The 23,087-nt window shown below is 69.9% G+C and carries 18 protein-coding genes; 13 read left to right on the top strand and 5 right to left on the bottom strand.

Annotation, left to right across the window (positions count from 1 at the left end):
* Nucleotides 1-116 precede the first annotated feature (116 nt).
* Nucleotides 117-4,442: a S8 family serine peptidase gene (locus DPQ65_RS10925; protein ID WP_114907353.1), complete on the top strand. Its 4,326-nt coding sequence runs from the start codon at nt 117-119 to the stop codon at nt 4,440-4,442.
* A 344-nt stretch (nt 4,443-4,786) separates the two neighbouring features.
* Complete coding sequence (locus DPQ65_RS10920; protein ID WP_162802162.1) at nt 4,787-5,254, top strand: winged helix-turn-helix domain-containing protein; 468 nt, start codon at nt 4,787-4,789, stop codon at nt 5,252-5,254.
* A gap of 12 nt (nt 5,255-5,266) precedes the next feature.
* Here the strand turns inward: DPQ65_RS10920 and DPQ65_RS10915 are convergent, their stop codons facing one another.
* The 3 genes from DPQ65_RS10915 to radA form a co-directional block, all read right to left on the bottom strand.
* Nucleotides 5,267-6,157, bottom strand: coding sequence for an HhH-GPD family protein (locus tag DPQ65_RS10915; protein WP_272947647.1), 891 nt, complete (start codon nt 6,155-6,157; stop codon nt 5,267-5,269).
* Nucleotides 6,154-7,230 (bottom strand): DNA integrity scanning diadenylate cyclase DisA, encoded by a 1,077-nt coding sequence (disA, locus tag DPQ65_RS10910; RefSeq protein ID WP_114907351.1) that lies wholly within the window; start codon nt 7,228-7,230, stop codon nt 6,154-6,156. Before disA ends, DPQ65_RS10915 begins: the two co-directional genes overlap by 4 nt.
* 173 nt (nt 7,231-7,403) lie before the next feature.
* Complete coding sequence (radA, locus tag DPQ65_RS10905) at nt 7,404-8,774, bottom strand: DNA repair protein RadA (protein ID WP_238146792.1); 1,371 nt, start codon at nt 8,772-8,774, stop codon at nt 7,404-7,406.
* Between the two features lie 217 nt (nt 8,775-8,991).
* On the opposite strand from radA, the gene DPQ65_RS10900 reads away from it, so the two are divergent.
* Nucleotides 8,992-12,759, top strand: a complete 3,768-nt coding sequence (locus DPQ65_RS10900; RefSeq protein WP_114907349.1) for a S8 family serine peptidase — start codon at nt 8,992-8,994, stop codon at nt 12,757-12,759.
* A gap of 87 nt (nt 12,760-12,846) precedes the next feature.
* Here the strand turns inward: DPQ65_RS10900 and DPQ65_RS10895 are convergent, their stop codons facing one another.
* On the bottom strand, nt 12,847-13,662 hold the full coding sequence (locus tag DPQ65_RS10895) for a DUF3109 family protein (RefSeq protein WP_114907348.1): 816 nt from the start codon (nt 13,660-13,662) through the stop codon (nt 12,847-12,849).
* 59 nt (nt 13,663-13,721) lie between these two features.
* Between DPQ65_RS10895 and DPQ65_RS10890 the strand changes: the two genes are divergently transcribed.
* From DPQ65_RS10890 to DPQ65_RS10870, 5 genes are all read left to right on the top strand, one after another.
* Nucleotides 13,722-14,648: a Ppx/GppA family phosphatase gene (locus tag DPQ65_RS10890; protein WP_114907347.1), complete on the top strand. Its 927-nt coding sequence runs from the start codon at nt 13,722-13,724 to the stop codon at nt 14,646-14,648.
* Nucleotides 14,648-15,436 (top strand): sugar phosphate isomerase/epimerase family protein, encoded by a 789-nt coding sequence (locus DPQ65_RS10885; RefSeq protein ID WP_114907346.1) that lies wholly within the window; start codon nt 14,648-14,650, stop codon nt 15,434-15,436. Before DPQ65_RS10890 ends, DPQ65_RS10885 begins: the two co-directional genes overlap by 1 nt.
* A gap of 148 nt (nt 15,437-15,584) precedes the next feature.
* On the top strand, nt 15,585-16,550 hold the full coding sequence (locus DPQ65_RS10880) for a proline dehydrogenase family protein (protein ID WP_114907345.1): 966 nt from the start codon (nt 15,585-15,587) through the stop codon (nt 16,548-16,550).
* A 3-nt stretch (nt 16,551-16,553) separates the two neighbouring features.
* Complete coding sequence (gene proC / locus DPQ65_RS10875; RefSeq protein WP_114907344.1) at nt 16,554-17,357, top strand: pyrroline-5-carboxylate reductase; 804 nt, start codon at nt 16,554-16,556, stop codon at nt 17,355-17,357.
* A 71-nt stretch (nt 17,358-17,428) separates the two neighbouring features.
* Nucleotides 17,429-17,962, top strand: coding sequence for a GNAT family N-acetyltransferase (locus DPQ65_RS10870; protein WP_114907343.1), 534 nt, complete (start codon nt 17,429-17,431; stop codon nt 17,960-17,962).
* A gap of 415 nt (nt 17,963-18,377) precedes the next feature.
* Here DPQ65_RS10870 and DPQ65_RS10865 read toward each other — a convergent pair whose 3' ends face one another.
* Nucleotides 18,378-19,094, bottom strand: a complete 717-nt coding sequence (locus DPQ65_RS10865) for a potassium channel family protein (RefSeq protein WP_238146791.1) — start codon at nt 19,092-19,094, stop codon at nt 18,378-18,380.
* Between DPQ65_RS10865 and DPQ65_RS10860 the strand changes: the two genes are divergently transcribed.
* The 5 genes from DPQ65_RS10860 (at nt 19,093) to DPQ65_RS10840 (ending at nt 23,068) form a co-directional block, all read left to right on the top strand.
* Complete coding sequence (locus tag DPQ65_RS10860) at nt 19,093-20,280, top strand: acetoin utilization protein AcuC (RefSeq protein WP_114907342.1); 1,188 nt, start codon at nt 19,093-19,095, stop codon at nt 20,278-20,280. The two genes, DPQ65_RS10865 and DPQ65_RS10860, sit on opposite strands and share 2 nt — an antisense overlap.
* A 328-nt stretch (nt 20,281-20,608) precedes the next feature.
* On the top strand, nt 20,609-20,809 hold the full coding sequence (locus DPQ65_RS10855) for a helix-turn-helix domain-containing protein (protein ID WP_202863086.1): 201 nt from the start codon (nt 20,609-20,611) through the stop codon (nt 20,807-20,809).
* Nucleotides 20,810-20,929: 120 nt separating this feature from the next.
* Complete coding sequence (locus DPQ65_RS10850) at nt 20,930-21,028, top strand: 30S ribosomal protein bS22 (RefSeq protein ID WP_003792170.1); 99 nt, start codon at nt 20,930-20,932, stop codon at nt 21,026-21,028.
* A gap of 61 nt (nt 21,029-21,089) precedes the next feature.
* On the top strand, nt 21,090-22,103 hold the full coding sequence (locus DPQ65_RS10845; protein ID WP_114907340.1) for an NAD-dependent epimerase/dehydratase family protein: 1,014 nt from the start codon (nt 21,090-21,092) through the stop codon (nt 22,101-22,103).
* Nucleotides 22,100-23,068, top strand: coding sequence for a lysophospholipid acyltransferase family protein (locus DPQ65_RS10840; protein WP_238146790.1), 969 nt, complete (start codon nt 22,100-22,102; stop codon nt 23,066-23,068). Before DPQ65_RS10845 ends, DPQ65_RS10840 begins: the two co-directional genes overlap by 4 nt.
* Nucleotides 23,069-23,087 lie beyond the last annotated feature (19 nt).

Here is a 23,087-nt window from a genome sequence, read left to right as displayed (position 1 = left end):
GTCATCCTCGGTGTCACCCACCGTATGGAGGAGGAGTCGTGGCCGTACAAGGACACCGTGCGCGGCGATGGTTGGCATCAGTTGCCGGCGCATCGTTGATCGCATCGGGGTTAGGTATGACCGGCGCGAGTGCCGATTCACTGCCGCAGGCAGAGATTGGTGCGAACGACAAGGTTGAGAAGGAGGTCAGTGCCCAGATAGCTGAGAAGGGCGCCACCGACTTCTGGGTGCGTTTCGACGCGCGCCCGGACATGTCGCAGTTCAAGCAGATCGACGACTGGGACGCCCGCGGCAAGGCGGTCTACAGTGCGCTGACCGACAGCGCAGCAGCCAGCCAGAAGGACATCCGGGCCCAGCTCGATGCCGATGGCGTTGAGTACCAGGCATTCTGGGCCACCAACGCGATCCGGATCCAGGGCGGTGACGAGACTCTCGTCAACTCCCTGGCCTCGGATAGCGACGTCGAGGGAATCTACCCGACGACGACGTATGAGGCGCCAGAACTGGTCAAGGGTGAGTCTGAGATGGCTCCCTCGGCCGTGGAGTGGGGCATCGACGACATCAACGCCGACGACGTGTGGAGCACCTACGGTGTCGACGGTGAGGGCATCGTGGTCGGCAACATCGACACCGGTGTGCAGTACGACCACCCAGCTCTGGTGAACTCCTACCGTGGCAACAACGGTGACGGCACGTTCACCCACGACTACAACTGGTTCGACGCGGCCGGGACGTCGCCGGACGTACCCGCTGACACCAACGGCCACGGCACCCACACGATGGGCACCATGGTCGGTGACGACGGCGGCGACAACCAAGTGGGTGTCGCTCCTGGCGCGACCTGGATCGCAGCCAACGGGTGCTGCCCGACCGACCAGGCACTGATCGACTCCGGTGAGTGGATGCTGGCGCCGACGGACCTGAACGGGGAGAACCCCGACACCTCCAAGCGGCCCAACATCATCAACAACTCCTGGGGCACCACGTTGCCGAGCAACGACCCCTTCATGGAGGACGTGATCGAGGCCTGGGACGCCGCGGGCATCTTTAGCATGTGGGCCAACGGCAACAGCGGGCCCGCCTGCAACACCTCAGGCTCCCCGGGCAGCCGGATCATCGCGTACTCGGTCGGTAACTACAACATCAGTCACGCCATCTCGAACACCTCGGGCAAGGGCGCTGGCCAGGATGGCGAGATCAAGCCCAACATCTCGGCACCCGGAAGCAACGTGCGCTCCGCGGTCCCGGGCAGTGGCTACGCCAACTACAGCGGCACCTCGATGGCTGCGCCCCACGCCGCCGGCGCGGTAGCGCTCCTGTGGTCGGCTGCTCCCTCCCTCGTCGGAGACATCGAGGGGACCCGAGCACTGCTCGACGGCACCGCGATTGACACCGATGACACCTCCTGTGGCGGCACAGCTGCGGACAACAACGTCTTCGGTGAGGGCCGACTCGACGCCCTGGCCCTGATCGACGCTGCACCGACCGGTGACACTGGCACGATCAACGGTGCCGTCACCGACGCCGAGAACGGCGACGCCCTCGCGGACGTCAACGTCGCGATCGAGGGTCCGATCAGCCGCAACACGGTCACCAACGACGAGGGTGCCTACCAGGCTCTCGTCACCGCTGGTGACTACACGGTCACCGCCAGCAAGTTCGGCTATGGCACCGCGACCCAGACGGTCACCGTCACGGCCGACTCCGAAGTCACCGCAGACTTCGCGCTGGAGGCCGCGCCGTCAGCCGCCCTGAGCGGCACCGTCACCGATGGCTCCGGCCACGGCTTCCCGGTGTACGCCCAGATCAGCGTGGCCGGCAGTGACGTGACGACCTATTCGGACCCGGCAACCGGCTCCTACAGCCTGGACCTGCCGACCGGAGCCACCTACACCGTTGAGGTCACTGCCCAGTATCCGGGCTACGTGACCACGACGACTGAGGTGACTCACGACGCCGAGGCCACCCAGGACTTCGAGGTCTTGGTGGATGCCGAGACCTGCGTCGCCCCGGGCTACGGCTTCCAGAGCGACGGCGTGATCGAGACCTTCGACGGCACCACCGTGCCCGAGGGGTGGAGCGTTGTGGACCACGCGGACAGCGGCCAGGTCTGGCTGTTCGACAACCCGGACGGTCGGGACAACCTGACCGGTGGTGAGGGCAACTTCGCCATCATGGACAGCGACTACTTCGGCTCTGGCGGAACTCAGGACACCTCCCTGGTCAGCCCGTCGGTCGACATGTCGGGCCTTGAGGAGCCGGTCGTCGGCTTCAAGCAGGACCTGAACTACCTGTCCGGCGAGTTCGCTGATGTCGACTACAGCATCGACGGTGGCGAGACGTGGATCACCGTGGCGCACCAGCAGGAGGACCTGCGCGGCCCACGCGAGGACGTCTTCCCGATGCCGGAGGCCGCAGGGCAGTCCGACGTGCAGGTTCGCTTCCACATGGGCGACGCCGACTATGACTGGTGGTGGATGGTGGACGACGTGTTCATCGGCAACCGCTCCTGTGACCCCACGATCGAGGGCGGTTACGTCGTCGGCACCGTGAGTGGCACCGACAGTGGCGAAGGCGTCGTCGGCGCCTCTGTCACCAGCGTCGACAACCCGGAGGAGAGCGGCACCTCGGTCGCCACCCCGGACGACGAGAACCTGGATGACGGCTTCTACTGGATCTTCTCCACGCTGACCGGTGCGCACGACTTCGAGGCCACCGCCCGCGGCTATGAGAACCAGACCCAGAGTGTGGACGTCGCCGCCAGCGGTGTCGTTCAGGCCGACTTCACCCTCGGCTCCGGGTTTGTGGAGATCGACCCCACGGCGATCACCACCTACCTGGAGGTTGGCGAGTCGATCACCGACACGCTCACCATCACCAACTCCGGCTCCGGCGCTGCCGAGGTGCAGTTGTCCGAGGTCGGCGGTGACTTCGAGATCCTGCGTGCCAACGGCACGAAGGACCTGATGAGCCAGATGCACGAGACGCAGGGCGCCCCGCTGCAGGAGATCGAGGCTGAGGTCTCGGTCGCCCAGCACGCCTCCCTGCGGTTCGGCACGGCGGGCGAGCCTGCTGCCCGTGGTGTCTCGGCCGACCCGTGGACCGACCTGACCCAGTTGGGTTCGGTCAACATGGACGGCCGTGCGGTGAACCTGGACGGCACCTGGTACCTCATCTCGGGTGGCTCCGGCTCGGCGTCCTACGACACCGTGCAGCGCTACAACGAGGCTGACATGACCTGGACCGAGGTGGCATCCCTGCCGAGCCCGCGCAATGCGGTCGCGACGGGTGTTGTCAACGGTGAGATCGTCGTCACCGGCGGTTGGGTCGACTCCGGTGTCACCGGTGAGACCCTCGTCTACGACGAGGGCGCCGACAGCTGGACCGCAGTGGCCGAGAACCCCAACGCGGTCTCCGCGGCGGGCCAGGCAGTGGCTGACGGCAAGCTGTACTCCGTCGGTGGTTGCACCACCGCCAGCTGCACGCCGATGACGAACGCGGTCAGCGCGTATGACGCGGCGAGTGACACCTGGGAGACCCTGGCCGACTACCCGGAGTCGGTGGCCTTCGCCTCCTGCGCCGGTATCAACGGTGAGGTCTTCTGCACCGGTGGTAACGGCGGTGCCGCCGGCACCGCGGCCAGCTACGTGTACAGCCCGGACTCCGACACGTGGACCGCTATCGCGGATGCCCCGGTCGACACCTGGGCGAGCCAGTATGCCGCGGCGAACGGGATGCTCGTCGTGAACGGTGGTGTGCAGGGCGGCACGATCACCAACGCCACCTTCGCCTACGACCCGACCACGGACGAGTGGACCGACCTGCCCAACTCCAATACGGCGGTCTACCGCGGTGCGATGGCGTGCGGGCTGGGCAAGTTCGGTGGTTCCTCGGGCAACTTCAACGCCACGGCTGATGCCGAGTACCTGCCCGGGTTCGACGACTGTGGCTCTGCTGGGACCGACGTCACGTGGCTCTCGCTGGGTGCCACCGAGGTCACTGTCCCCGCCGGGGACAGCGTCACCGTTGAGGTCACCACCGATGCCAATGTCGCCCAGCCGGGCGTCTACACCGCTGGCATCAAGGTGAGCACCAACACCCCGCAGTCCTTCGACGCCATCCCGGTGACGATGAACGTCTCGCCGCCCCGCCCCTGGGGCAAGCTGATGGGCACCGTCTCCGGCGTCGACTGCGACAGCGCCACCGTCGGCATCGACGGTGCGACGGTGGACATCACGCCCAAGCGCGGTGACCACCCCGGTTGGGTGCTGGCCACCAACGCGGACGGTGCGTACGCCACATGGATCAACACCCAGGACACGCGTGGCGGCGTGCAGCTGATCGCGGCCAAGGACGGCTGGCGTCCGAAGTTCGCCGAGACCAACCCCGCACGGGGCACGGTTCGCACGGTGGACTTCTCCCTCCCGAAGATCGGTTGCTGAGCAGCTGACTGACGGAGATGCATGACGGGCGGCCCCGTCCGGAGCAGACGCTCCGGGCGGGGCCGTTCCCTGTCCGACAGACGCGGTCCTGGGACCAACGACAGCGGCACAACCAGGCGAGTTCGTCATGCGCAGGACCCGGCGATGTTGCGGAGCGATAACACTGTCGTACGCATTCGTTAAAGCCTTGGACAAGTGGGTTGCCTTACTGCCAAGTACGCGAAAGGTTGGTCGAGGACCGCGAGGGTCGCGGCGGGGCGAGGAGCAGGTGCATGACCCAGGTAGCAGCTACGGAGCCGCTCGACAACATTCAGTCATCCCGATCAGCTTCGTTAGTTGTCTTGGTGGCACCCACCGCGGAGGAACGCAACTCCTTGCTCGCGCAGTTGGACCCCACGAGCTCGGTCCTGGTCGTCCCCTCGGTCGAGGTCGCGCAGGGACTCCTGGAGCCCGGGCAACAGCTGACCCGGTCCACCACCTCGCGACGTGCTGCTGCGGACCGACCGGCAGCCGCCGGTGTGCGCATCCACGAGGACCGTCGTGCCGTGCGCTTCGGCACCGTCGAGGTGACCCTGACACCACTGGAGTTCTCGCTGCTGCGCCGGCTCATCAATGAGCCGGGCCGAGTCTGGCGCTTCGATGAGATCGTCCGCGAGGTCTGGGGCACCGATCACCTGGGCGATGCGAGCCAGGTCCACGCCGTGGTCAAGCGACTCCGGGCCAAGCTCGCGCGCGAGCACGCCCCCGTGGTGATCGAGGCCGTCCGTGGCGTCGGCTTCCGGGCGGTGCGGCCGGAGGCTCGCACGGCGTGACCGGTCCGCTGGCTAGCCGCCGGGCAGCTGGAGGCAGTCCGGGCCGGCCGGCTCGACCAGACCATCGCCCAGCAGCCCGTCGAGTGACCGCACGAACTGCTCCTCGTCGGGCCAGAGTGCACGCAGTTCCGACACCGGGACAGGGCCCGGAGCCTCCCGGAGCGCCCCGATGATGCGACCGCGACACTGTCGGTCGGTGCCGGTCCAGACCTGTCCACGACGTGGCGGACCGGTGTAGGGCGGGGAACCCGCAGCCACCCAGGCGCAGTGGTCGCGGATCGGGCAGCGTGGACAGTCGGGGGACCGCGCGGTGCACACGAGGGCACCGAGCTCCATGACCGCGACACTCCAGCGTGCCGCCTCGCTGGGGTGGGTGGGCAGAAGACTCTCGGCGAGGCGCAGCTCGGCGGCGGTCAGCGACTGCGCCGGCAGCGGCTCGCCGGTGACGGCCCGGGCCTGCACCCGGCGGACATTCGTGTCGACCACCGCGGACCGGATGCCGAAGGCGAAGGCTCCGACGGCCGCCGCGGTGTACTGGCCGATGCCGGGCAGCGCCAGCAGGGCACCGAGGTCGCTCGGAACCTGCCCGTCGTGCTCAGCGGTCAGGGTGGCGGCGCAGGCGTGCAACCGCAGTGCCCGCCGTGGGTAGCCCAGCCGGCCCCAGGCCCGGACCGCCTCGCCCGCGGTCTCCGCAGCCAGGTCGGCAGGCTCTGGCCACCGCGCGAGCCACTCGCGCCAGACCGGCTCGACCCGAGCGACCGGGGTCTGCTGCAGCATGACCTCGGAGACGAGCACACCCCAGGGGGAGCAGTCGGGTCGGCGCCAGGGAAGATCACGGGCGCGTTCGGCATACCAGTCCAGCAGGGGAACGAGGATGCCGTCGGGGTCGGGTGAGGCACTCACACGTAGCGTTCGAGAATGCTCGACTCGGCCAGCCGGGACAGTCCCTCGCGCACGGCCCGGGCCCGGCCCTCACCGACACCGTCCACCGTCATCAGGTCCTCCAGGCTTGCCGACAGCAGGGCCTGCAGGGTCTCGAAGCGGTCGACCAGCCGGTCGATCACGACCGAGGGCAGACGCGGGATCCGGGAGAGCAGGCGATAGCCACGGGGGCTGACGTTGGCGTCCAGCCCGTCACCGACCACCGTGAAGCCCAGGCACCTGGCCGAGGAGGTCAGGTCGAGCAACTCGGTGCCGCTGATCGTGGACAGGCAGTGCAGGACGGCCTGCACGGACGGCTCATCCTGGACGTGCTCGGCGTAGTCGCGGATCACCAGCTCGCGGTCGTTGCCCAGGCCCCCCGTGAGTTCCTCGAGCTGCAGGTTCATCAGGCGACCGTCGGTGCCCAGCTCGAGGGCGTACTGCGCGATCTCCTCGCTGATCCGGCGCACCATCTCCAGGCGCTGCAGGACTGCCGTGACGTCGCGGATGGTGACCAGGTCCTCGATCTCCAGCGCGGACAGGTTGCTGCTGACCTCATCGAGCCGGGACTTGTAGCGCTCCAGCGTCTGCAGCGCCTGATTGGCACGGGAGAGGATCGCGGTGGAGGCCTCCAGCACATGGCGCAGCCCGCCGACATAGATGGCCACGATCGCCATCGACTGGCTGACCGAGACCACGGGGTGACCGGTCTGCTTGGCCACTCGCTCCGCGGTGCGGTGGCGGGTGCCGCTCTCCCGGGTCTCGATCGAGGGGTCGGGCACGAGTTGCGTCGCCGCGCGCACGATCCGGGTGCCGTCGCGCTCCAGCACGATGGCGCCGTCCATCTTGGCCAGCTCGCGCAGACGGGTGCTGGAGAACTCGATGTCCAGCTCGAAGCCACCGGAGCAGACCGCCTCGACGCTCCGGTCGTAGCCGAGCACCACCAGGGCGCCGGTGCGACCCCTCAGGATCCGCTCGAGGCCGTCGCGCAGCTCGGTGCCGGGAGCGACGGCGGCAAGGGTCGAGCGCAAGGACTCCTCATCACTGCGCTCCACCTGCTGCTCCGTCCGTGCCCTGATCCGACGTGCCGGAGTCTATCCAGGCGAGGGGTCGGATCTGACGTGTGCCGCAGAACCTTTACCGTACCGAGATGAAGGACATGCCCGGGGCCCAGGTGGGCCCCAGGCTGAGCGTCCGGAGAGCTGGGTCGCGCGCCGCACCAGGCGCCTCAGGCCTGCCAGCCGAGCGCGAGGTCAACGGCCTCCATCAGGGTGCTCACCTCACGCACCCGCACGCCGGACGGCGGTGGCCCCTCCGTGAGGGAGCCGGCCGGCACGACAGCCCGGGTGAAACCGATCCGGGCGGCCTCGCTGAGGCGCCTGGGGAGGCCGGTGACCGGCCGGATGTCGCCGGCCAGACCGACCTCACCGACGGCGATCAGCCCCTGGGGCAGTGGCGCGTCCCGCTGGGCGCCCGCCACGGCCAGGGCCAGGGCGAGGTCGGCCGACGGCTCGGCCAGCCGGACGCCACCGACGGTCGAGGCATAACAGTCGTGCGCGGCCACGCTGACGCCCGCCCGACGGGTCAGGACGGCGAGCACCATGGCCAGCCGGGAGGAGTCCAGACCGCTGGTGGTGCGCCGCGGCGAGCCGCCAGAGCTCTCGGTCACCAGCGCCTGGACCTCCGTCACCAGGGGCCTGCGCCCCTCCAGGGTGACCGTCACGCAGGTGCCCGGGACGGGCCGGTCCCGGCTGGTCAGGAACAGGCCGCTGGGGTCGGGGAGCCCGACGATGCCGGAGTCGCCGAGGTCGAAGCAGCCCACCTCATCCGTCGGGCCGAACCGGTTCTTCACCGCCCGGACCAGGCGCAGACGGGAGTGTCGCTCGCCCTCGAACTGCACGACCACGTCGACCAGGTGCTCCAGCACACGCGGGCCGGCGATGGCGCCGTCCTTGGTGACGTGGCCGATCAGGATGGCCGCGATGTTGGCGGCCTTCGCGGCCTGGATCAGTGCCGAGGCGACCTCCCGGACCTGCCCCACATTGCCGGGTGCGCCCTCGACCTCGCTGCTGGCGATGGTCTGCACCGAGTCGACGACGACCAGCGCCGGCTCGGTGCGCTCAAGGTGGCCCAGGACGGAGCCGAGGTCGGTCTCGGAGGCCAGATAGAGGGTGTCTGCCAGGGCGCCGATGCGCTGGCCGCGCAGCCGCACCTGGGCCGCGGACTCCTCACCGGAGACATACAGCACGCGGCGCCCCTCACGGGCTGCGCGGGCGGCGACGTCGAGGGCCAGGGTGGACTTGCCGATCCCGGGCTCACCGGCCATCAGGATCACCCCGCCCGGCACCAGCCCGCCGCCCAGGACCCGGTCGAACTCGCTGACGCCGGTGCTCCCCGCCAGGGCGAGAGTCGCGTCGACGTCGGCGATGGGCACGGCGGGGCGGCCCGGAGCCGAGGCTGCGGTGCGCACCGCGGTCTGGCCACCGGCCTCGACCAGGGTGCCCCAGGCCTGGCACTCACCACAGCGGCCCACCCACTTGATCGCCCCCCAGCCACACTCGGTGCACCGATAGGTCGGGGCCTTGCTCTTGGTTGCCACGGCAGGGACTCTAGGCGCCGGGGCTGACAGGTCGCGCACCGCGGCCCGTGGAGCGCGTGGATGCGCTGCGGGCGTGGCGGCGCTCAGATGCGTGTCGTGGTTGCGACATGGCACAACCCCGGCACGCCAAGGACCTGACAATCGGGCTCCTCCCGACGCAGAGTGGACCACAGGGGGCAGACACCATGCTCCCGATCCCACGAAAGGCACGCCTTCCATGCGTCATCCATCCAGTCATCCCGGCGTCCGCGCCGCGCTCGGCGGCACCCTGGCCCTGGGCCTGGTCACCGCAGCCCTGCCCTCTGCCGGCCATGCGGCCCCCGGGGATCAGGCACCGACCGCCACGGAGTCCGCCCTGTCCACCGCATCACTCACCCTGGTCACCGGAGACACCCTCCGCGTGACCGAGGTCGGTGACGGTCGCCGCACAGTGGCCCTCGAGCCCGGCGAGGGCCGGGAGGACATCACCATCCACCAGCTGGAGCTCGACGGTGAGCTGCACGTGCTCCCTCTCGACGCCCTGCCCTATGTCGCCGAGGGCGACCTCGACCCCGACCTGTTCAACATCGACCTGCTCCTGGAGGCCGGCTACGGTGACGCGGAGTCCGGGTCACTGCCTCTCATCGCCACGTATGCCGAGGGCCGGCTGAGCGCCGCCGGCTCGCCACTGTCCACGGTCCAGGGGGTCGACCCCGGGGTGGAGCTGGAGAGCATCGACGGGCGCGCCCTGTCGGTGGCGAAGCAGGACACGGGGGAGTTCTGGGCCAGCCTCACGGGCGTGCCCGCAGACGAGGCCGCCGAGTTCGCGGCCACCGGTGACCAGGCGGGTCTCACCTCCTCGGTCGAGCGTCTCTGGCTGGACGCGCCGGTGCGGACCGTGCTCCACGAGAGCACGGCACAGATCGGCGCGCCAACCGCCTGGGAGGCCGGCATCGACGGCACGGGGGTCACGGTGGCGGTCCTGGACACCGGGGTGGACGCCGACCACCCGGACCTGGCGGGCCAGGTGACCCTGCAGGAGGACTTCTCCGGCAGCGGCAACCTGGTGGACCACGTCGGGCACGGCACCCACGTCGCCGCCACGGCGGCCGGCACGGGGGACGGGTCGGACGGCCTGCGCAAGGGAGTGGCCCCGGGTGCCTCGATCATCTCCGGCAAGGTTCTCGGTGACGACGGCAACGGCGCGACGTCCGGCGTCATCGCCGGCATGGAGTGGGCCGTGGCGCAGGACGCCGACGTGATCAACATGAGCCTGGGTGGAGGCGCCACCGACGGCACCGACCCCCTGAGCCAGGCCCTCAATGCCCTGTCCGGCGAGAGCGACTCGCTGTTCGTCGTCTCGGCCGGCAACGACGGGCCCGGCAGCTCCACGATCGGGTCCCCGGGCTCGGCTGATGCCGCACTGACGGTCGGCGCCGTCGACCGTGACGAGACGCTGGCCGACTTCTCCAGCCGCGGTCCGCGACTGACCGACCTCGCGGTCAAGCCCGACCTGACCGCTCCCGGCGTCGGCATCGTTGCTGCACGCGCGGACGGCACCAGCATGGGCAGCCCGCTCGACGACCTCTACACGGCCGCCAACGGCACCTCCATGGCCGCGCCGCACGTGGCCGGAGCCGCGGCCCTGCTGGCTGCCCAGCACCCCGAGTGGGACGGTGAGCAGCTCAAGGACGCCCTGACCAGCACCGCCGCGACCAACCCCGACCTCACGACGTACCAGCAGGGAGGGGGCCGGGTCGACCTGAGCCGGGCCGTGACCCAGGAGCTGACCGCGACCGGCAGCGTCCACCTGGGCACCTTCCAGGACGAGGACACCGAACCGGGCACCTTCGAGGTCACCTACACCAACACCGGCGAGGACGAGCTGGTCCTCGGCCTCGACCTGGACCTGTCCGACCTCGGCGGCGACGCCCCGAGCGACGGCGGTGTCACGCTGTCTGCTGACACGGTCACCGTCCCCGCCGGGGAGACGGCCACCGTCTCGGTGACCGTGGACCCGACGGTGCTCGAGCGTGGCCAGTTCACCGGCTTCCTGCACGCGCAGGCCGGTGACACCCAGGTCCACACCACCCTGGCCGTCGTCAAGGTGGCACCGACTCACGAGGTCACCCTCACCGGGGTCGGGTTCGACGGCGAGCCGGCCTTCGTCAGCCCGATCGTCCTGCTGGGTGAGGACCCGCGCTTCGACTCGCTCGGTTTCGTCTGGCCGGGGGAGACCGTGACCTTCACCGTCGGTGAGGGCAACTACTTCCTGCACGCGATGATGACGCCCGAGGTCGACGGTCTGGACGCAGCGGTCGTGGTGACCGACCCGGACCTGGAGGTCACCGGCGACCTGGAGGTCGTGCTGGACGCGCGGGAGGCCAACGAGGTCCGGATCGAGACCCCGGACCCGGCGACCACCCGCGGCAACCTGGGCTTCATCACCCACCGCGAGTTCCACGGGCGGAGCGTGTCCAACAGCACCATGAAGTTCGACTCGACCCAGTCCGTGTGGGTCACCCCGACCGATGAGCCGCAGGAGGGAACCTTCGAGTTCAGCTCGCGCTGGCAGCTGGGGACCCCGGTCCTGACGGGTCGCACGATCGGCCGTGACGCACTGGAGGTCTACCCCTGGTATGAGCGCTACTCGCCGCAGCTGGCGTCCGCGCGCCCGCTGGAGCTGGTCGACGCCGGGGCGGGCACGCCGGCCGACTACGAGGACCTGGACGTCGAGGGCAAGATCGCGGTCGTGGAGCTGGACGGCAAGGGCCAGCAGGATGTCGACGCCGCCGTTGCCGCCGGCGCCGCGGGTCTCATGATCGCGCCCGAGTCGCAGTGGTGGACGAAGTACACCGGCCGCGGCAACCGCCTCGACCTCCCGGTCGTCGTGCTGACCCCGGCCGACGGCCAGGAGATCCTGGAGCGCCTCGAGGAGGGCAGGGTCCGGATGCGTTTCACCGGGAACCCGGACCGGCCGGTCACCTATGACGTCATGCAGGTGACCTCGGGGGCGATCCCCGAGGACGTGGTGCACACGGTGAACCGGCACAACAGCGCCACGGTCACCGCGCGCTATCACGAGACCGGTGGCGAGGAGTGGACCAAGGAGCAGCGCTTTGCCTGGCGCCCCTGGCAGCGGTCCACGATCGTGGAGACCCAGCAGGAGCTGCACACCCCGCAGCAGCGGACCGAGATCGTCTCCGCTGGCGACACCCTGTGGCGCCAGCACGTGCTCGACCACTTCAGCTGGGACAGCCTCAACCCGATCCGGGACGGTGCCTTCCACGAGATCCGGAGCTACGAGCCGGGGGAGAAGGTGCGTTATGACTGGCACCGGGCGGTGGTCCGGCCGACGGTGACCGAGGCCAGCGCACCCGTCCGCACCGGCGACACCCTCTCCCTGCGCATCCCCGAGCTCGCCACGGGCGACGGGACGCTGGCCCAGCGGAGCAGCTCGGCCGACACCACGATGACGCTGTCCCAGGGCGGCGCGGTGCTGCACGAGGGCGACGCGGCCTGGGGCGACTACAGCGTGGGCGACGGTCAGGTCCAGCTCGACCTGTCGGTGGTGCGTGAGGGCAACGCGAACTGGGACTACTCGACCCGCACCGACACCTCGTGGACGTTCGACTCCACGGGCGCCGGTGAGGACAGCGCGGTGCAGCCGCTGCTGAGTGTCGACTACGACGTGCCGGTCGGCCTCGACAACACCGTGCCGGCCGGTTCGAACGAGGAGATCGCCGTGACCGTGACGCACCCGGACGGTCTGCCGCAGGGCGGGACCGTCGAGGAGGCACGCCTCTGGGCCTCCGTCGATGACGGGGCCACCTGGACCGAGCTGGCCACCAGCCTCTCAGGAGGCTCTGGCGGCGCGCAGTTCACGGCGCGGATGGAGCACCCGGACGGGGAGGGGCACGTCTCACTGCGGGTCGAGGCGACGGACGCGGACGGCAACAGCGTCGAGCAGACCGTGATCCGGGCCTACGGGATCCAGCCCGGCTGACCGCGACCCGGTCACCTCGACCGGGGTGGCAGTGCCCGCTGACGTCGCTCGCCACGGAGAGGCCCCCGCCTCACCGAGCGAGCGGCGTCACCGGGCGGTCCGCAGGGTTGCCGGGTGGACGTAGAGCGGTAGCAGGCGCCGCCCCGAGGGCGCCTGTCGCAGAGCTGCCACCGACGCGAGGTGAGCCTCGCAGTAGGCCGACAGCTCGGCATACGCCTCGGGGCCCAACAACTCGGTGAGCTCGGCCGCCAGGCCCAGGTAGGCCGGCTCGGGGGCGGTGTGCGCCTCGGGCCGGCCGGAGCAGTACCAGTCCAGGTCGTGGCCCCCGGCGCCCCAGCCGCGACGGTCGTACTCGGTGATGCTGATCTCCAGGTAGGACGTGTCGTCCGGCAGTTCGACGGTCCGGTAGGAGCGCCGGATCGGCAGCTGCCAGCAGACATCCGGCTTGGCCCGGTGCGGAGCGGTCCCCTCCAGGACCGCATGGCTGTGCAGGGCGCAGCCTGCTCCGGCCGGGTGTCCCGGGCGGTTCAGGAAGATGCAGGCGCCCTCGACCCGGCGGGTGGTGATCGTCTCGCCGTCGTCATCGACGTCCTGCCAACCGGGCCGGCCGTCCACCATGCCGTGGCCCTGGTCATGGAACTGCCACTCGTCCGGGCCCAGCTGCTCGGCCACGGCCGCGACCCGGGTCACGTCGTCCTCGTCGGTGAAGTGGGCCCCGAGGGTGCAGCACCCGTCATCGGGCCGGTCGGCGTAGATGCCGGCACAGCCGGACCCGAAGATGCAGTGCCAGGACGAGGTGAGCCACGTCAGGTCGGCCCGGACCCGCTGCGCCGGCTCGGCCGGATCGGTGAACTCGGCCCACACCCGCGGGGTGTCCAGGTCGGTCTCGCCCGTGCTGCTCACCCGGCCACTCTACGAGGCCACCGGATGGCGGGTCCGCCCGGAGGGACTAGCCTGAGGGAATGCGTCTCGGTGTGATCGATGTCGGCTCAAACACCGTGCACCTCCTGGTGATCGACGCCCACCCGGGCGCCCACCCCCTCCCTGACTACTCGCACAAGGTCGACCTCCGCCTGGCGGAGCAGCTCACCCCCGAGGGCGCCATCTCCGAGGAGGGCGCCGAGCGGCTGGCCCGGTTCGTGCAGGACTGCGTCGAGGTTGCCGAGAGCCGCGGGGTCTCCGAGCTGCTCGGGTTCGCCACCAGCGCGATCCGCGAGGCCACCAACACCGACGAGGTGCTGGACCGGGTGCGTGCCTCCTCCGGCGTCCAGCTCCAGGTGCTCTCCGGCGAGAACGAGGCGCGACTCACCTTCCTGGCGGCGCGGCGCTGGTTCGGCTGGTCCTCCGGGCGGCTGTTCCTCATCGACATCGGCGGTGGCTCGCTCGAGCTGGCGGCCGGCATCGACGAGGAGGCCGACGCCGTGGCCAGCCTGCCCCTGGGGGCCGGCCGCCTGACCCGGGAGCTGCAGCTCGCCGGGGACAACCCGTCGGAGCAGACCCTGAAGGAGCTGCGCAAGCGCATCCGCTCGGACATCGCCTCGGCGCACCGCCCGCTGGTCAAGGTCGGGGCGCCGCACCGCGTCGTCGGCACCAGCAAGACGATCCGTTCGCTGGGCCGACTGTGTGGAGCCGCCCCGTCCTCGGAGGGGCAGCACGTGCCCCGGTCCCTCGCCCGCGCAGACCTCGCCGCCTGGGTGCCCAAGCTGGCGGCGATGGCGCCGGAGGCCCGCTCCAACCTGCCGGGGATCTCCCAGGCCCGGGGCCCCCAGATGCTGGCCGGGGCGATGGTTGTGGAGGCCGCGATGGAGCTGTTCGACGTCGACCAGCTCGACATCTGCCCGTGGGCCCTGCGTGAGGGCTTCATCCTGCGCCGCATGGACAGCCTCTGATGGCCGGTCCGCCCGTCCTGCTGTCCACGTCCTCGGTCTATCCGGAGAACTGCGCCTACGCCTTCGACCTGGCCGAGCGACTGGGCTATGACGGTGTCGAGATCATGGTCTGGACCGACCCGTTGACGCAGGAGGCCGGGGCGTTGCAGGCGCTGTCCCGGCTGCACGGGCTGCCGATCGGTGCCATCCACGCCCCGACGCTGCTGCTCGCCCAGCGACTGTGGGGCTGGGAGCCGTGGGGCAAGATCGACCGTTCCGTGCGGCTCGCCGAGGAGGTCGGTGCAGGCGTGGTCGTCGCGCACCCGCCCTTCCGTTGGCAGCGGGAGTATGCCGAGGGTTTCGTCGAGGGGATCGCCGAGCGGCAGGCGGACACCGCGGTGCTGCTGGCGGTCGAGAACATGTTCCCGTGGCGGGCGGGCGCCTCGGAGATGCAGGCCTACCGGCCGCACTGGGACCCCGTGGCACAGACCTATGAGCACGTCACGCTGGACGTCTCGCACGCGTCCACCGGGTCGATGGACTGTGTCGAACTCCTCCACCGGTTGGGCAGCCGGGTCAGCCACATCCATCTCGGCGACGGCACCGGGTCGTTCAAGGACGAGCACCTCGTGCCGGGACGGGGCACCCAGCCGGCCGACCGCCTGCTCCATGAGCTCGTCGACCGGGGTTATGCCGGGGCCGTGAGCCTGGAGGTCGGCACCCGCAAGCGCTCGGTCGAGGAGCGCGAGGCGGACCTGGCCGAGGCGCTGCACTTCGCCCGCAAGCACCTGGGCCAGCCCACTCCCTGAGGTGCCCAGGGCCATCAGGTGCGGCTCCTTCCTCGCCCGACCCTCGGCATACCGGAGCCGTGGCCTGGCAGCTCCAGACTGAGCGCCGACTGCACCGGTGGGCACGCGCGGTTAGCCTTGACCCTGGCCAGCCGACGAAGGAGAACGCATGGACGCCGCAGACCTCGACCCGAGCGTGTGGATGAAGCAGGGACTGCTGCTGCTCAGCCGGAACACCGCGCTACGCGACGTCCTGGAGAAGGCGCCCGTGAGCCGCTCGGTCGTCAAGCGGTTCGTGGCGGGGGACAGCACCCAGCAGGCCGTGACGGTGGGCGGTGAGCTGGAGGACTCCGGGCGGTTGGCCACCATCGACTTCCTCGGCGAGGACACGCTCGACCCGACGCAGGCGACCTACACCAAGGACGCCTATGTCGACCTGCTCACCGCTCTGTCCGACGTCGGGCTGACCCAGGGCGGCAAGGTCGAGGTGAGCCTGAAGCTGAGCGCGCTCGGCCAGGCCCTCGGCGCCGACGGGGAGAAGATCGCCCTGGAGAACGCCCGCACGATCTGCCAGGTTGCCGCCAACGCGGGCACCACGGTGACCCTCGACATGGAGGACCACACGACCACCGACTCGACCCTCGGCATACTGCGGGAGCTCCGTCAGGACTGGCCGTGGGTGGGCGCGGTCCTGCAGTCCTACCTCTACCGCACCGAGCAGGACTGCCGGGACCTCGCGCACGAGGGCAGCCGCGTCCGGCTCTGCAAGGGGACCTACAAGGAGCCGGAGTCGGTCGCCTACCAGGACAAGGCAGAGGTCGACAAGAGCTATGTGCGGTGCCTGAAGATCCTGCTGGCGGGCCGCGGCTACCCGATGATCGCCACGCACGACCCGCGGCTGGTCGAGATCGCCGGGGTGCTCGCTGCGGCCAACGGGCGTGGCCCGGAGAGTTTTGAGTACCAGATGCTGCTCGGCATCCGCCCCGACGAGCAGCGGCGCCTGGCCGCGCAGGGCGACCAGGTGCGGGTCTACGTGCCCTACGGCGACGAGTGGTACGGCTACCTGATGCGCCGCATGGCTGAGCGTCCGGCCAACCTGCTCTTCTTCCTGCGCTCCGTCGCGACGAAGGGCTGATCCGTGACCCGCATCGCGATCCTGGGCGCCGGCGTGATGGGGGGAGCCCTGCTCTCTGCCCTGCTGCGCTCGGGCCACGCGCCCTCGGACCTTGTGCTGAGTGAGCGGATGGCCGCCACGACCCGGGGGCTGGCCCAGGAGTATGCCGTGGGGTCGGCTCCCGTGGAGGAGGCCGCCCGGGGCGCCGCGATCGTGGTGCTCGCGGTGAAGCCCCAGGACATGCCGGCGCTGCTGGCCCAGATCCACGACTGCGTCGCCGCCGACACGTTGGTCATCTCGATCGCGGCCGGCATCAGCACCGAGTATCTGGAGAACCGGCTGCCCGAGGGCACCGGTGTCGTGCGGGTCATGCCGAACACACCGGCCCAGGTCGACCAGGGGATGTCCATCCTCAGCGCCGGACGGCACTGCACCGCTGAGCACCTGGCCCAGGCCGAGCGTCTCGCGGGCACCTTCGGTCGGGTGCTGATCCTGGACGAGAAGCACCAGAACGCTGCGACGGCGATCAGCGGCAGCGGCCCGGCCTACATCTTCTATGTCACCGAGGCGATGATCGAGGCGGGCGTCCTGCTGGGGCTGCCCCGGTCCACCGCGACCGAGATGGTGGTCCAGACGCTCTACGGGGCGGCCACGATGATCCGCGAGACCGGCGAGCACCCCAGCATCCTGCGCGAGCAGGTCTCCAGCCCCGGCGGCACCAGCGTCGCGGCCCTGCGGGAGCTGGAGGACCACAAGGTCAGGGCCGCTTTCCTGACCGCGATCGAGGCGGCGGCACGCCGTTCTCGGGAGCTCTCGGCCGGTGACTGACACCGTTGCCACCAAGTGTTCACCGCGGCCCCCATGGAGTCCGGGCGGTGGCTTGTGCCAGAGTAAAGCCCATGAGTGAGATCAGCGTGCGTCTGCTTGAGGAAGAGAACTGGTCGGAGTACCGCGATGTTCGGTTGCGTGCGCTGAAGGAATCCCCGGAGGCCTTCGTCGCCTCTGCCGAGGAGGAGGAGTCCTACGAGGAGTCGCGCTGGCGTGACCGGATGCAGCGCTCCCGTCGCCTCCTGGCCGAGGAGGAGGGCACCGTCCTGGGCGTGGTCAGCGTGGGCAGCCACAAGATCGCCGAGGAAGGCGTCGGAGAGCTCTTCGGGCTGTGGGTCGACCCCGCCCGCCGCGGCAGCGGCGTCGCCCGCAGGCTCCTGGAGGCCGCCGCGGCACAGGCCCGCGCCGACGAGCTGAAGCAGCTCGTCTACTGGGTCGGCACCGACAACGGCCGCGCCGTGGCCTTCGCGAGCAGCTTCGGCTTCCGCCCGACCGACAGCAGGCGCCCGATGGAGATCCACGGCGTGGATGACGCGGAGGACGCCGAGGAGCTCGCCATGGTGCTCCCGCTCAGCAACTCCGCCGGGGTTCCCACCTCGCTCTGACGGTGGTCGCCGGGCCACCTCACTCTGACGCACGTCGGCGGGCCACCTCGCTCTGACGGTGGTCGCCGGGCCACCTCACTCTGACGCACGTCGGTGGGGCCACCTCACTCTGACGCTGGTCGCCGGGGCCACCTCACTCTGACGCTGGTCGCCGGGGCCACCTCACTCTGACGCACGCCGCGGGATGCTGGCGTGCTGTGAGGCTCACTCTCGAGAGCCCGGCGCGCACACCAACCGGAATCGTCACCGCCCGTTTCACAAAGGTGCAGGTCAGCGACCTGCTGGTTTCTGGATGTGCCCACGATTCCGGTCGTTGTGCGCCTCTTGGGCGTGGATGCGTGGCTCTGAGCCTGAGACTGGGCCCTGCGGTCGGGAGCCGGGGGTGCCTGCCGCCTCGGACGAGGGTGCCCCAGCTCTAGGGGCGTGCGGCCAGTTGCTCGATCAGTTTGCTGGGGCCGGACACGATCATGATGTGGTGCCTGCCGACCTTGGTCTCGGGGACGGCGTGGGTGAAGTCCTCACCTGGCGCCTTGACGCCGACGACGGTGACTCCGTAGCGCTTGCGGATGTCGGTCTCGGCGAGGGTGAAGCCGATCATCTCCTGCGGTGGGGTCATCTTGACGATGGCATAGCCGTCCTCGAACTCGATATAGCCCTGCATGCGGTCATTGACCAGGTGGGCCACCCGACTGCCGGACTCCGCCTCGGGAAAGATCACGTGGTGCACGCCGATCCGCTCCAGGAGCCGGGCGTGTTCGGCCGACACCGCCTTGGCCCAGATCGAGGGCAGCCCGGCATCAACCAGGTTGCCGGCCGTGAGCAACGAGGCCTCGATGGAGGAGCCGATGCCCACCACGGCGATGCGGAAGTCAGCTGGCCTGGCCTCGGCCAGTTGCTGCGGGTCGGCGGCGTCGACGGCGATGACCCGCGTGAGCTTGCGGGAGAACCGCTCGGCCAGCAGGCCGTCGGACTCGATCGCGTGCACCCGGTAGCCGAGCCGGTCCATCTCCAAGGCGGCGGCCGCACCGAACCGTCCCAGACCGATGACCAGGACGTCCTCGTCAAACAAACGGTGCTTGCCCAACCCGGCCATGTCCGGCTCCTCGCGCTCGTGGTCTAGCGTTGCCCTCATGATCGGGGCACGCGTCGTCTGGGACCAGCGTTTCATGTCCTACGACTTCGGGCCGGGACATCCGATGAGTCCGCTGCGGTTGGGCCTCACGCACCGGTTGTGTGACGACCTCGGGCTGCTCACCCTGCCGGGAGTCTCCGTCGTCGGCGCCACCGAGGCCACCGACGACCAGATCAGGACCGTGCACAGCGCGGGACTGGTCGAGGCCGTCCGGACGGTCTCCGAGGACCCGACCGTCCCGGTGAACGGCCACGGGCTCGGCGGCGAGGACACCCCCAGCTTCCGCGGCATGCACGCCGCGACCGCGCTCGCGGTGGGCTCCACCCTGGACTCCTGCCGCGCAGTCTGGACAGGGGAGGCCGCGCACGCCGTGAACATCGCCGGCGGGCTGCACCACGCCATGCCCGACCAGGTGGCTGGCTTCTGCGTCTACAACGACATCGCCGTCGGCATTCAGTGGCTGCTCGACCAGGGCGTCGAGCGCGTTGCCTACGTCGACGTGGACGTGCACCACGGCGACGGTGTCGAGAGGGCCTTCTGGGACGACCCACGGGTGATGACGGTCTCGGTGCACGAGACGGGCACGGCGCTGTTCCCGGGCACCGGGTTCCCGGGCGACACCGGTGGGCCCAGGGCCCCGGACAGCGCCGTCAACGTGGCGCTCCCGGCTGGCACCGGTGACGGAGGGTGGCTGCGCGCGATCCACGCGGTGATCCCCCAGGCGCTGCGGGCGTTCCGCCCCCAGGTCCTGGTGACCCAGCACGGTTGTGATGCCCACTACTCAGACCCCCTCAGCCACCTGGCCGTGTCTATCGACGCCATGCACGCGGCATACACCCTGATCCACGACCTGTCCCACGAGCTCACGGACGGTCGGTGGGTCGCCGTGGGTGGCGGCGGCTATGAACTCATCGAGGTGGTCCCGCGCGCCTGGGCCCACCTGGTGGCCATCGCCGCCCACCACCCGTTGTCCCTGACGCAGGAGGTGCCGGAGGTCTGGCGCGAGCACGTGGCACGTCTCTACGGTCAGGTGGCACCGCGGCGCCTGGGAGACCTCGGCGGCCGGCCGATCCGCTTCGGCGAGTGGGGTGAAGGCTATGAGCCGGAGAGCCCGGTCGACGCCGCGATCATGGCCACCCGCCGGGCGATCTTCCCCGGATGGGGCCTGGATCCGTGGTTCGACTAGAAAACGCGGCCATTCCCACAATGCCGACCTGGCGCAAGTGCCGCCGTGCTCCGGCGGTGCGCGGACCGCTGCCCGCCACCCTGGCCGACAGAGCGGTGTTCCCGCAGGTGAGAGGCGTGTGGTGGAGCCGTGTCGGGCGAGCTCGGAGCAGCCTCACGGAGAACTGTCAGTCAGGTCACAGTTTGGTCTCATCGGCGTGTCCGCTGGACTTTTCGTCCGTCACGACTTTCGCAAAGGCACCATCTGCCCCTATGGTTCATTCCTGACAGATGGGCAGCCATGGGACCAACCCTGGCCGCCGTAGCGCGGACTGGACGGGATGACATCAATGGCTGATGAACGCCGACTCGGCGAGATGAGCTTCATGACTGTGGCCGAGGTCGCTGAGGTGATGCGTGTCTCCAAGATGACCGTCTATCGCCTCGTCCACTCGGGCGAGCTGCCCTCGGTGCGGGTCGGGCGTTCGTTCCGGGTCCCGGAGAAGGCTGTGCAGGACTACCTCCGGGACTCCTATCACGGCACCGCCTGACTGATCGCGTTTGGGAGCGGTGAAGCGCTGGCGGTAGGCTGAGCCGACTGCCCGGTGGCCGCCCCGTGTGTGCCCGTCAGGTAGACACGACATCCAAGAGACAAAGGACACGTTCAGCCAATGGGCTCTGTGATCAAGAAGCGCCGCAAGCGTATGGCGAAGAAGAAGCACCGCAAACTGCTGCGCAAGACGCGCCACCAGCGTCGCAACAAGAAGTGACCCTCCGCGACGGCGCCGACCCCCACTGGTGAGGTCGGCGCCGTCGCGGCATCCTGGGAGGGTGGAGCTCGTGGACGAGGGATCACGCCCGAAGGTCGTGCTCGTCACCGGCGTGGCGCGCGAGTTGGCGGGACGCGTCGTCCGGCGGCTTGCTGACGATCCGTCCATCGACCGCGTGCTCGGTGTCGACCTGGTGCCGCCGAAGCACCCGATGGGCCGTGGCGAGTATGTCCGCGCCGACGTGCGCAGCCCCCTCCTGGCGCGCCTGATCACGCAGGCTCGCGTGGACACCGTGGTGCACATGGGCGTCATCGCCACGCCCCGGGACGCCGGCGGCCGCGTGGTCCAGAAGGACATCAACGTGCTGGGCACGATGCAGTTGATGGCAGCCTGTCAGAAGTCGGCCGGTGTGCGACGGGTCGTCGTGAAGTCCACCGCCGGCGTCTATGGCTCGTCCCCGAAGGACCCGGCGGTCTTCACCGAGGAGATGACCGCAAAGCGCCTGCCGCGCTCCGGCTTCCCGCACGACTCCATGGAGGCCGAGAGCTATGTCCGCGGCCTGTCCCGGCGCCGTCCCGACATCGGCATCACGATGCTGCGCATGGCCAACGTGATCGGGCCCAGCATCAGCACGGTGCTCACCGACTACTTCCGGATGCCGGTGCTGCCGGTGCCGTTCGGGCAGCAGGGACGCCTGCAGTTCCTGCACGAGGACGACGCGGTGGCCGCCGCGGTGCACGCCACGACCGGGCCGGTCGCGGGCACCGTCAACATTGCCGGGGACGGTGCCCTCTCGCTAGGGCAGGCGATCGCACTCAGTCGCCGCCCCTGGGTTCCGGTCCTGCCGGGAGCGGCCGGCCTGTCGCTGTGGGCGACCAAGCAACTCGGGTGGGCTGCGCTGCCGTCGGACCACATGGACTTCCTCTCCTTCGGTCGGGTGATCGACACGCAGCGGATGCGCAAGGAGCTCGGGTTCGCACCGGCCTACACCTCGCGCGGGGCCTTCGAATCGTTCCTGGCGGCCCGATCCGCCCACGACCGTCCCGAGCAACAGCCGATGGAGGACGTCACGTGATCGAGCAGGACGCGTCCCAGGGGGCGCCGGACCTCTCGCAGCTGAGTGAGACCGACCTGGAGCAGGCGGTGCTGCTGCTGATCAAGGGGCTGCGCGCCGCCGGAGCCGCCGCAGGGCTCGCCGGTGACGAACTCGACGAGTCCGTGGCGCGGACCCTGGCCTTCCTGCGCCGCCGCATCAGTGGTGACTACACGATCGACGAGTTCGGCTATGACGCCGACTTCACCGAGCACGTGGCCATGCCGTTGCTGCGGCCGCTCTATCGCAGCTGGTTCCGCGTCGAGGTGCGCGGCATCGAGAACATTCCGGCCGAGGGCGGGGGCCTGGTGGTGGCCAACCACTCCGGGACGATCGCCGTGGACTCGGTGATGACCCAGCTCGCCGTGCACGACGAGACCCCAGGCCGGCGCAGCCTGCGAATGCTGGGTGCCGACCTGGTCTTCGGCAGCCCCGTCGTGGGCCCGGTGGCACGCAAGACCGGCAGCACGCTGGCGACCAGCGCCGACGCCCAGCGGCTCCTCGACGAGGGGCACCTGGTCGGTGTGTGGCCAGAGGGCTTCAAGGGCGTCGGCAAGCTGTACAAGGACCGTTACCGGCTGCAACGCTTCGGCCGCGGCGGGTTCGTCGCGGCGGCACTGCGAGCGGAGGTCCCGATCATCCCGTGCTCCATCGTGGGGGCGGAGGAGATGGCGCCCATGCTGGCCAACGCCGCCCCGTTGGCCCGGCTGCTCGGCATTCCCTACTTCCCGATCACCGCGACCTTCCCGTGGCTCGGGCCCCTGGGCCTGGTGCCCCTGCCCAGCAAGTGGCTCATTGAGTTCGGGACCCCGATCCGCACGGATGACCGTGGCGAGGGCGCCGCAGACGACCCCGCCGTGGTCTTCGAGATCTCCGATCGGGTCCGCGAAACGATCCAGCACACGCTCTACGACCTACTGCGAGACCGTCGCTCGGTGTTCTTCTGATGCGGGCGATATACAAACC

Origin of the sequence: Ornithinimicrobium murale (genome assembly GCF_003352835.1) — a bacterium.
Classification (GTDB): Bacteria; Actinomycetota; Actinomycetes; order Actinomycetales; family Dermatophilaceae; genus Ornithinicoccus; species Ornithinicoccus muralis.
The sequence above is the reverse complement of the archived record's forward strand: the minus strand, read 5'-3'. Positions and strand labels throughout refer to the sequence as shown.

Excerpts from the sequence above, each read along its gene's own strand:
- DPQ65_RS10865 (WP_238146791.1), bottom strand. The coding sequence starts at position 19,094 with ATGAGGGCAACGCTAGACCACGAGCGCGAGGAGCCGGACATGGCCGGG.
- DPQ65_RS10900 (WP_114907349.1), top strand. The coding sequence starts at position 8,992 with ATGCGTCATCCATCCAGTCATCCCGGCGTCCGCGCCGCGCTCGGCGGC.
- DPQ65_RS10885 (WP_114907346.1), top strand. The coding sequence starts at position 14,648 with ATGGCCGGTCCGCCCGTCCTGCTGTCCACGTCCTCGGTCTATCCGGAG.
- DPQ65_RS10860 (WP_114907342.1), top strand. The coding sequence starts at position 19,093 with ATGATCGGGGCACGCGTCGTCTGGGACCAGCGTTTCATGTCCTACGAC.
- DPQ65_RS10880 (WP_114907345.1), top strand. The coding sequence starts at position 15,585 with ATGGACGCCGCAGACCTCGACCCGAGCGTGTGGATGAAGCAGGGACTG.
- DPQ65_RS10850 (WP_003792170.1), top strand. The coding sequence starts at position 20,930 with ATGGGCTCTGTGATCAAGAAGCGCCGCAAGCGTATGGCGAAGAAGAAG.
- DPQ65_RS10890 (WP_114907347.1), top strand. The coding sequence starts at position 13,722 with ATGCGTCTCGGTGTGATCGATGTCGGCTCAAACACCGTGCACCTCCTG.
- DPQ65_RS10925 (WP_114907353.1), top strand. The coding sequence starts at position 117 with ATGACCGGCGCGAGTGCCGATTCACTGCCGCAGGCAGAGATTGGTGCG.
- DPQ65_RS10870 (WP_114907343.1), top strand. The coding sequence starts at position 17,429 with ATGAGTGAGATCAGCGTGCGTCTGCTTGAGGAAGAGAACTGGTCGGAG.
- DPQ65_RS10855 (WP_202863086.1), top strand. The coding sequence starts at position 20,609 with ATGGCTGATGAACGCCGACTCGGCGAGATGAGCTTCATGACTGTGGCC.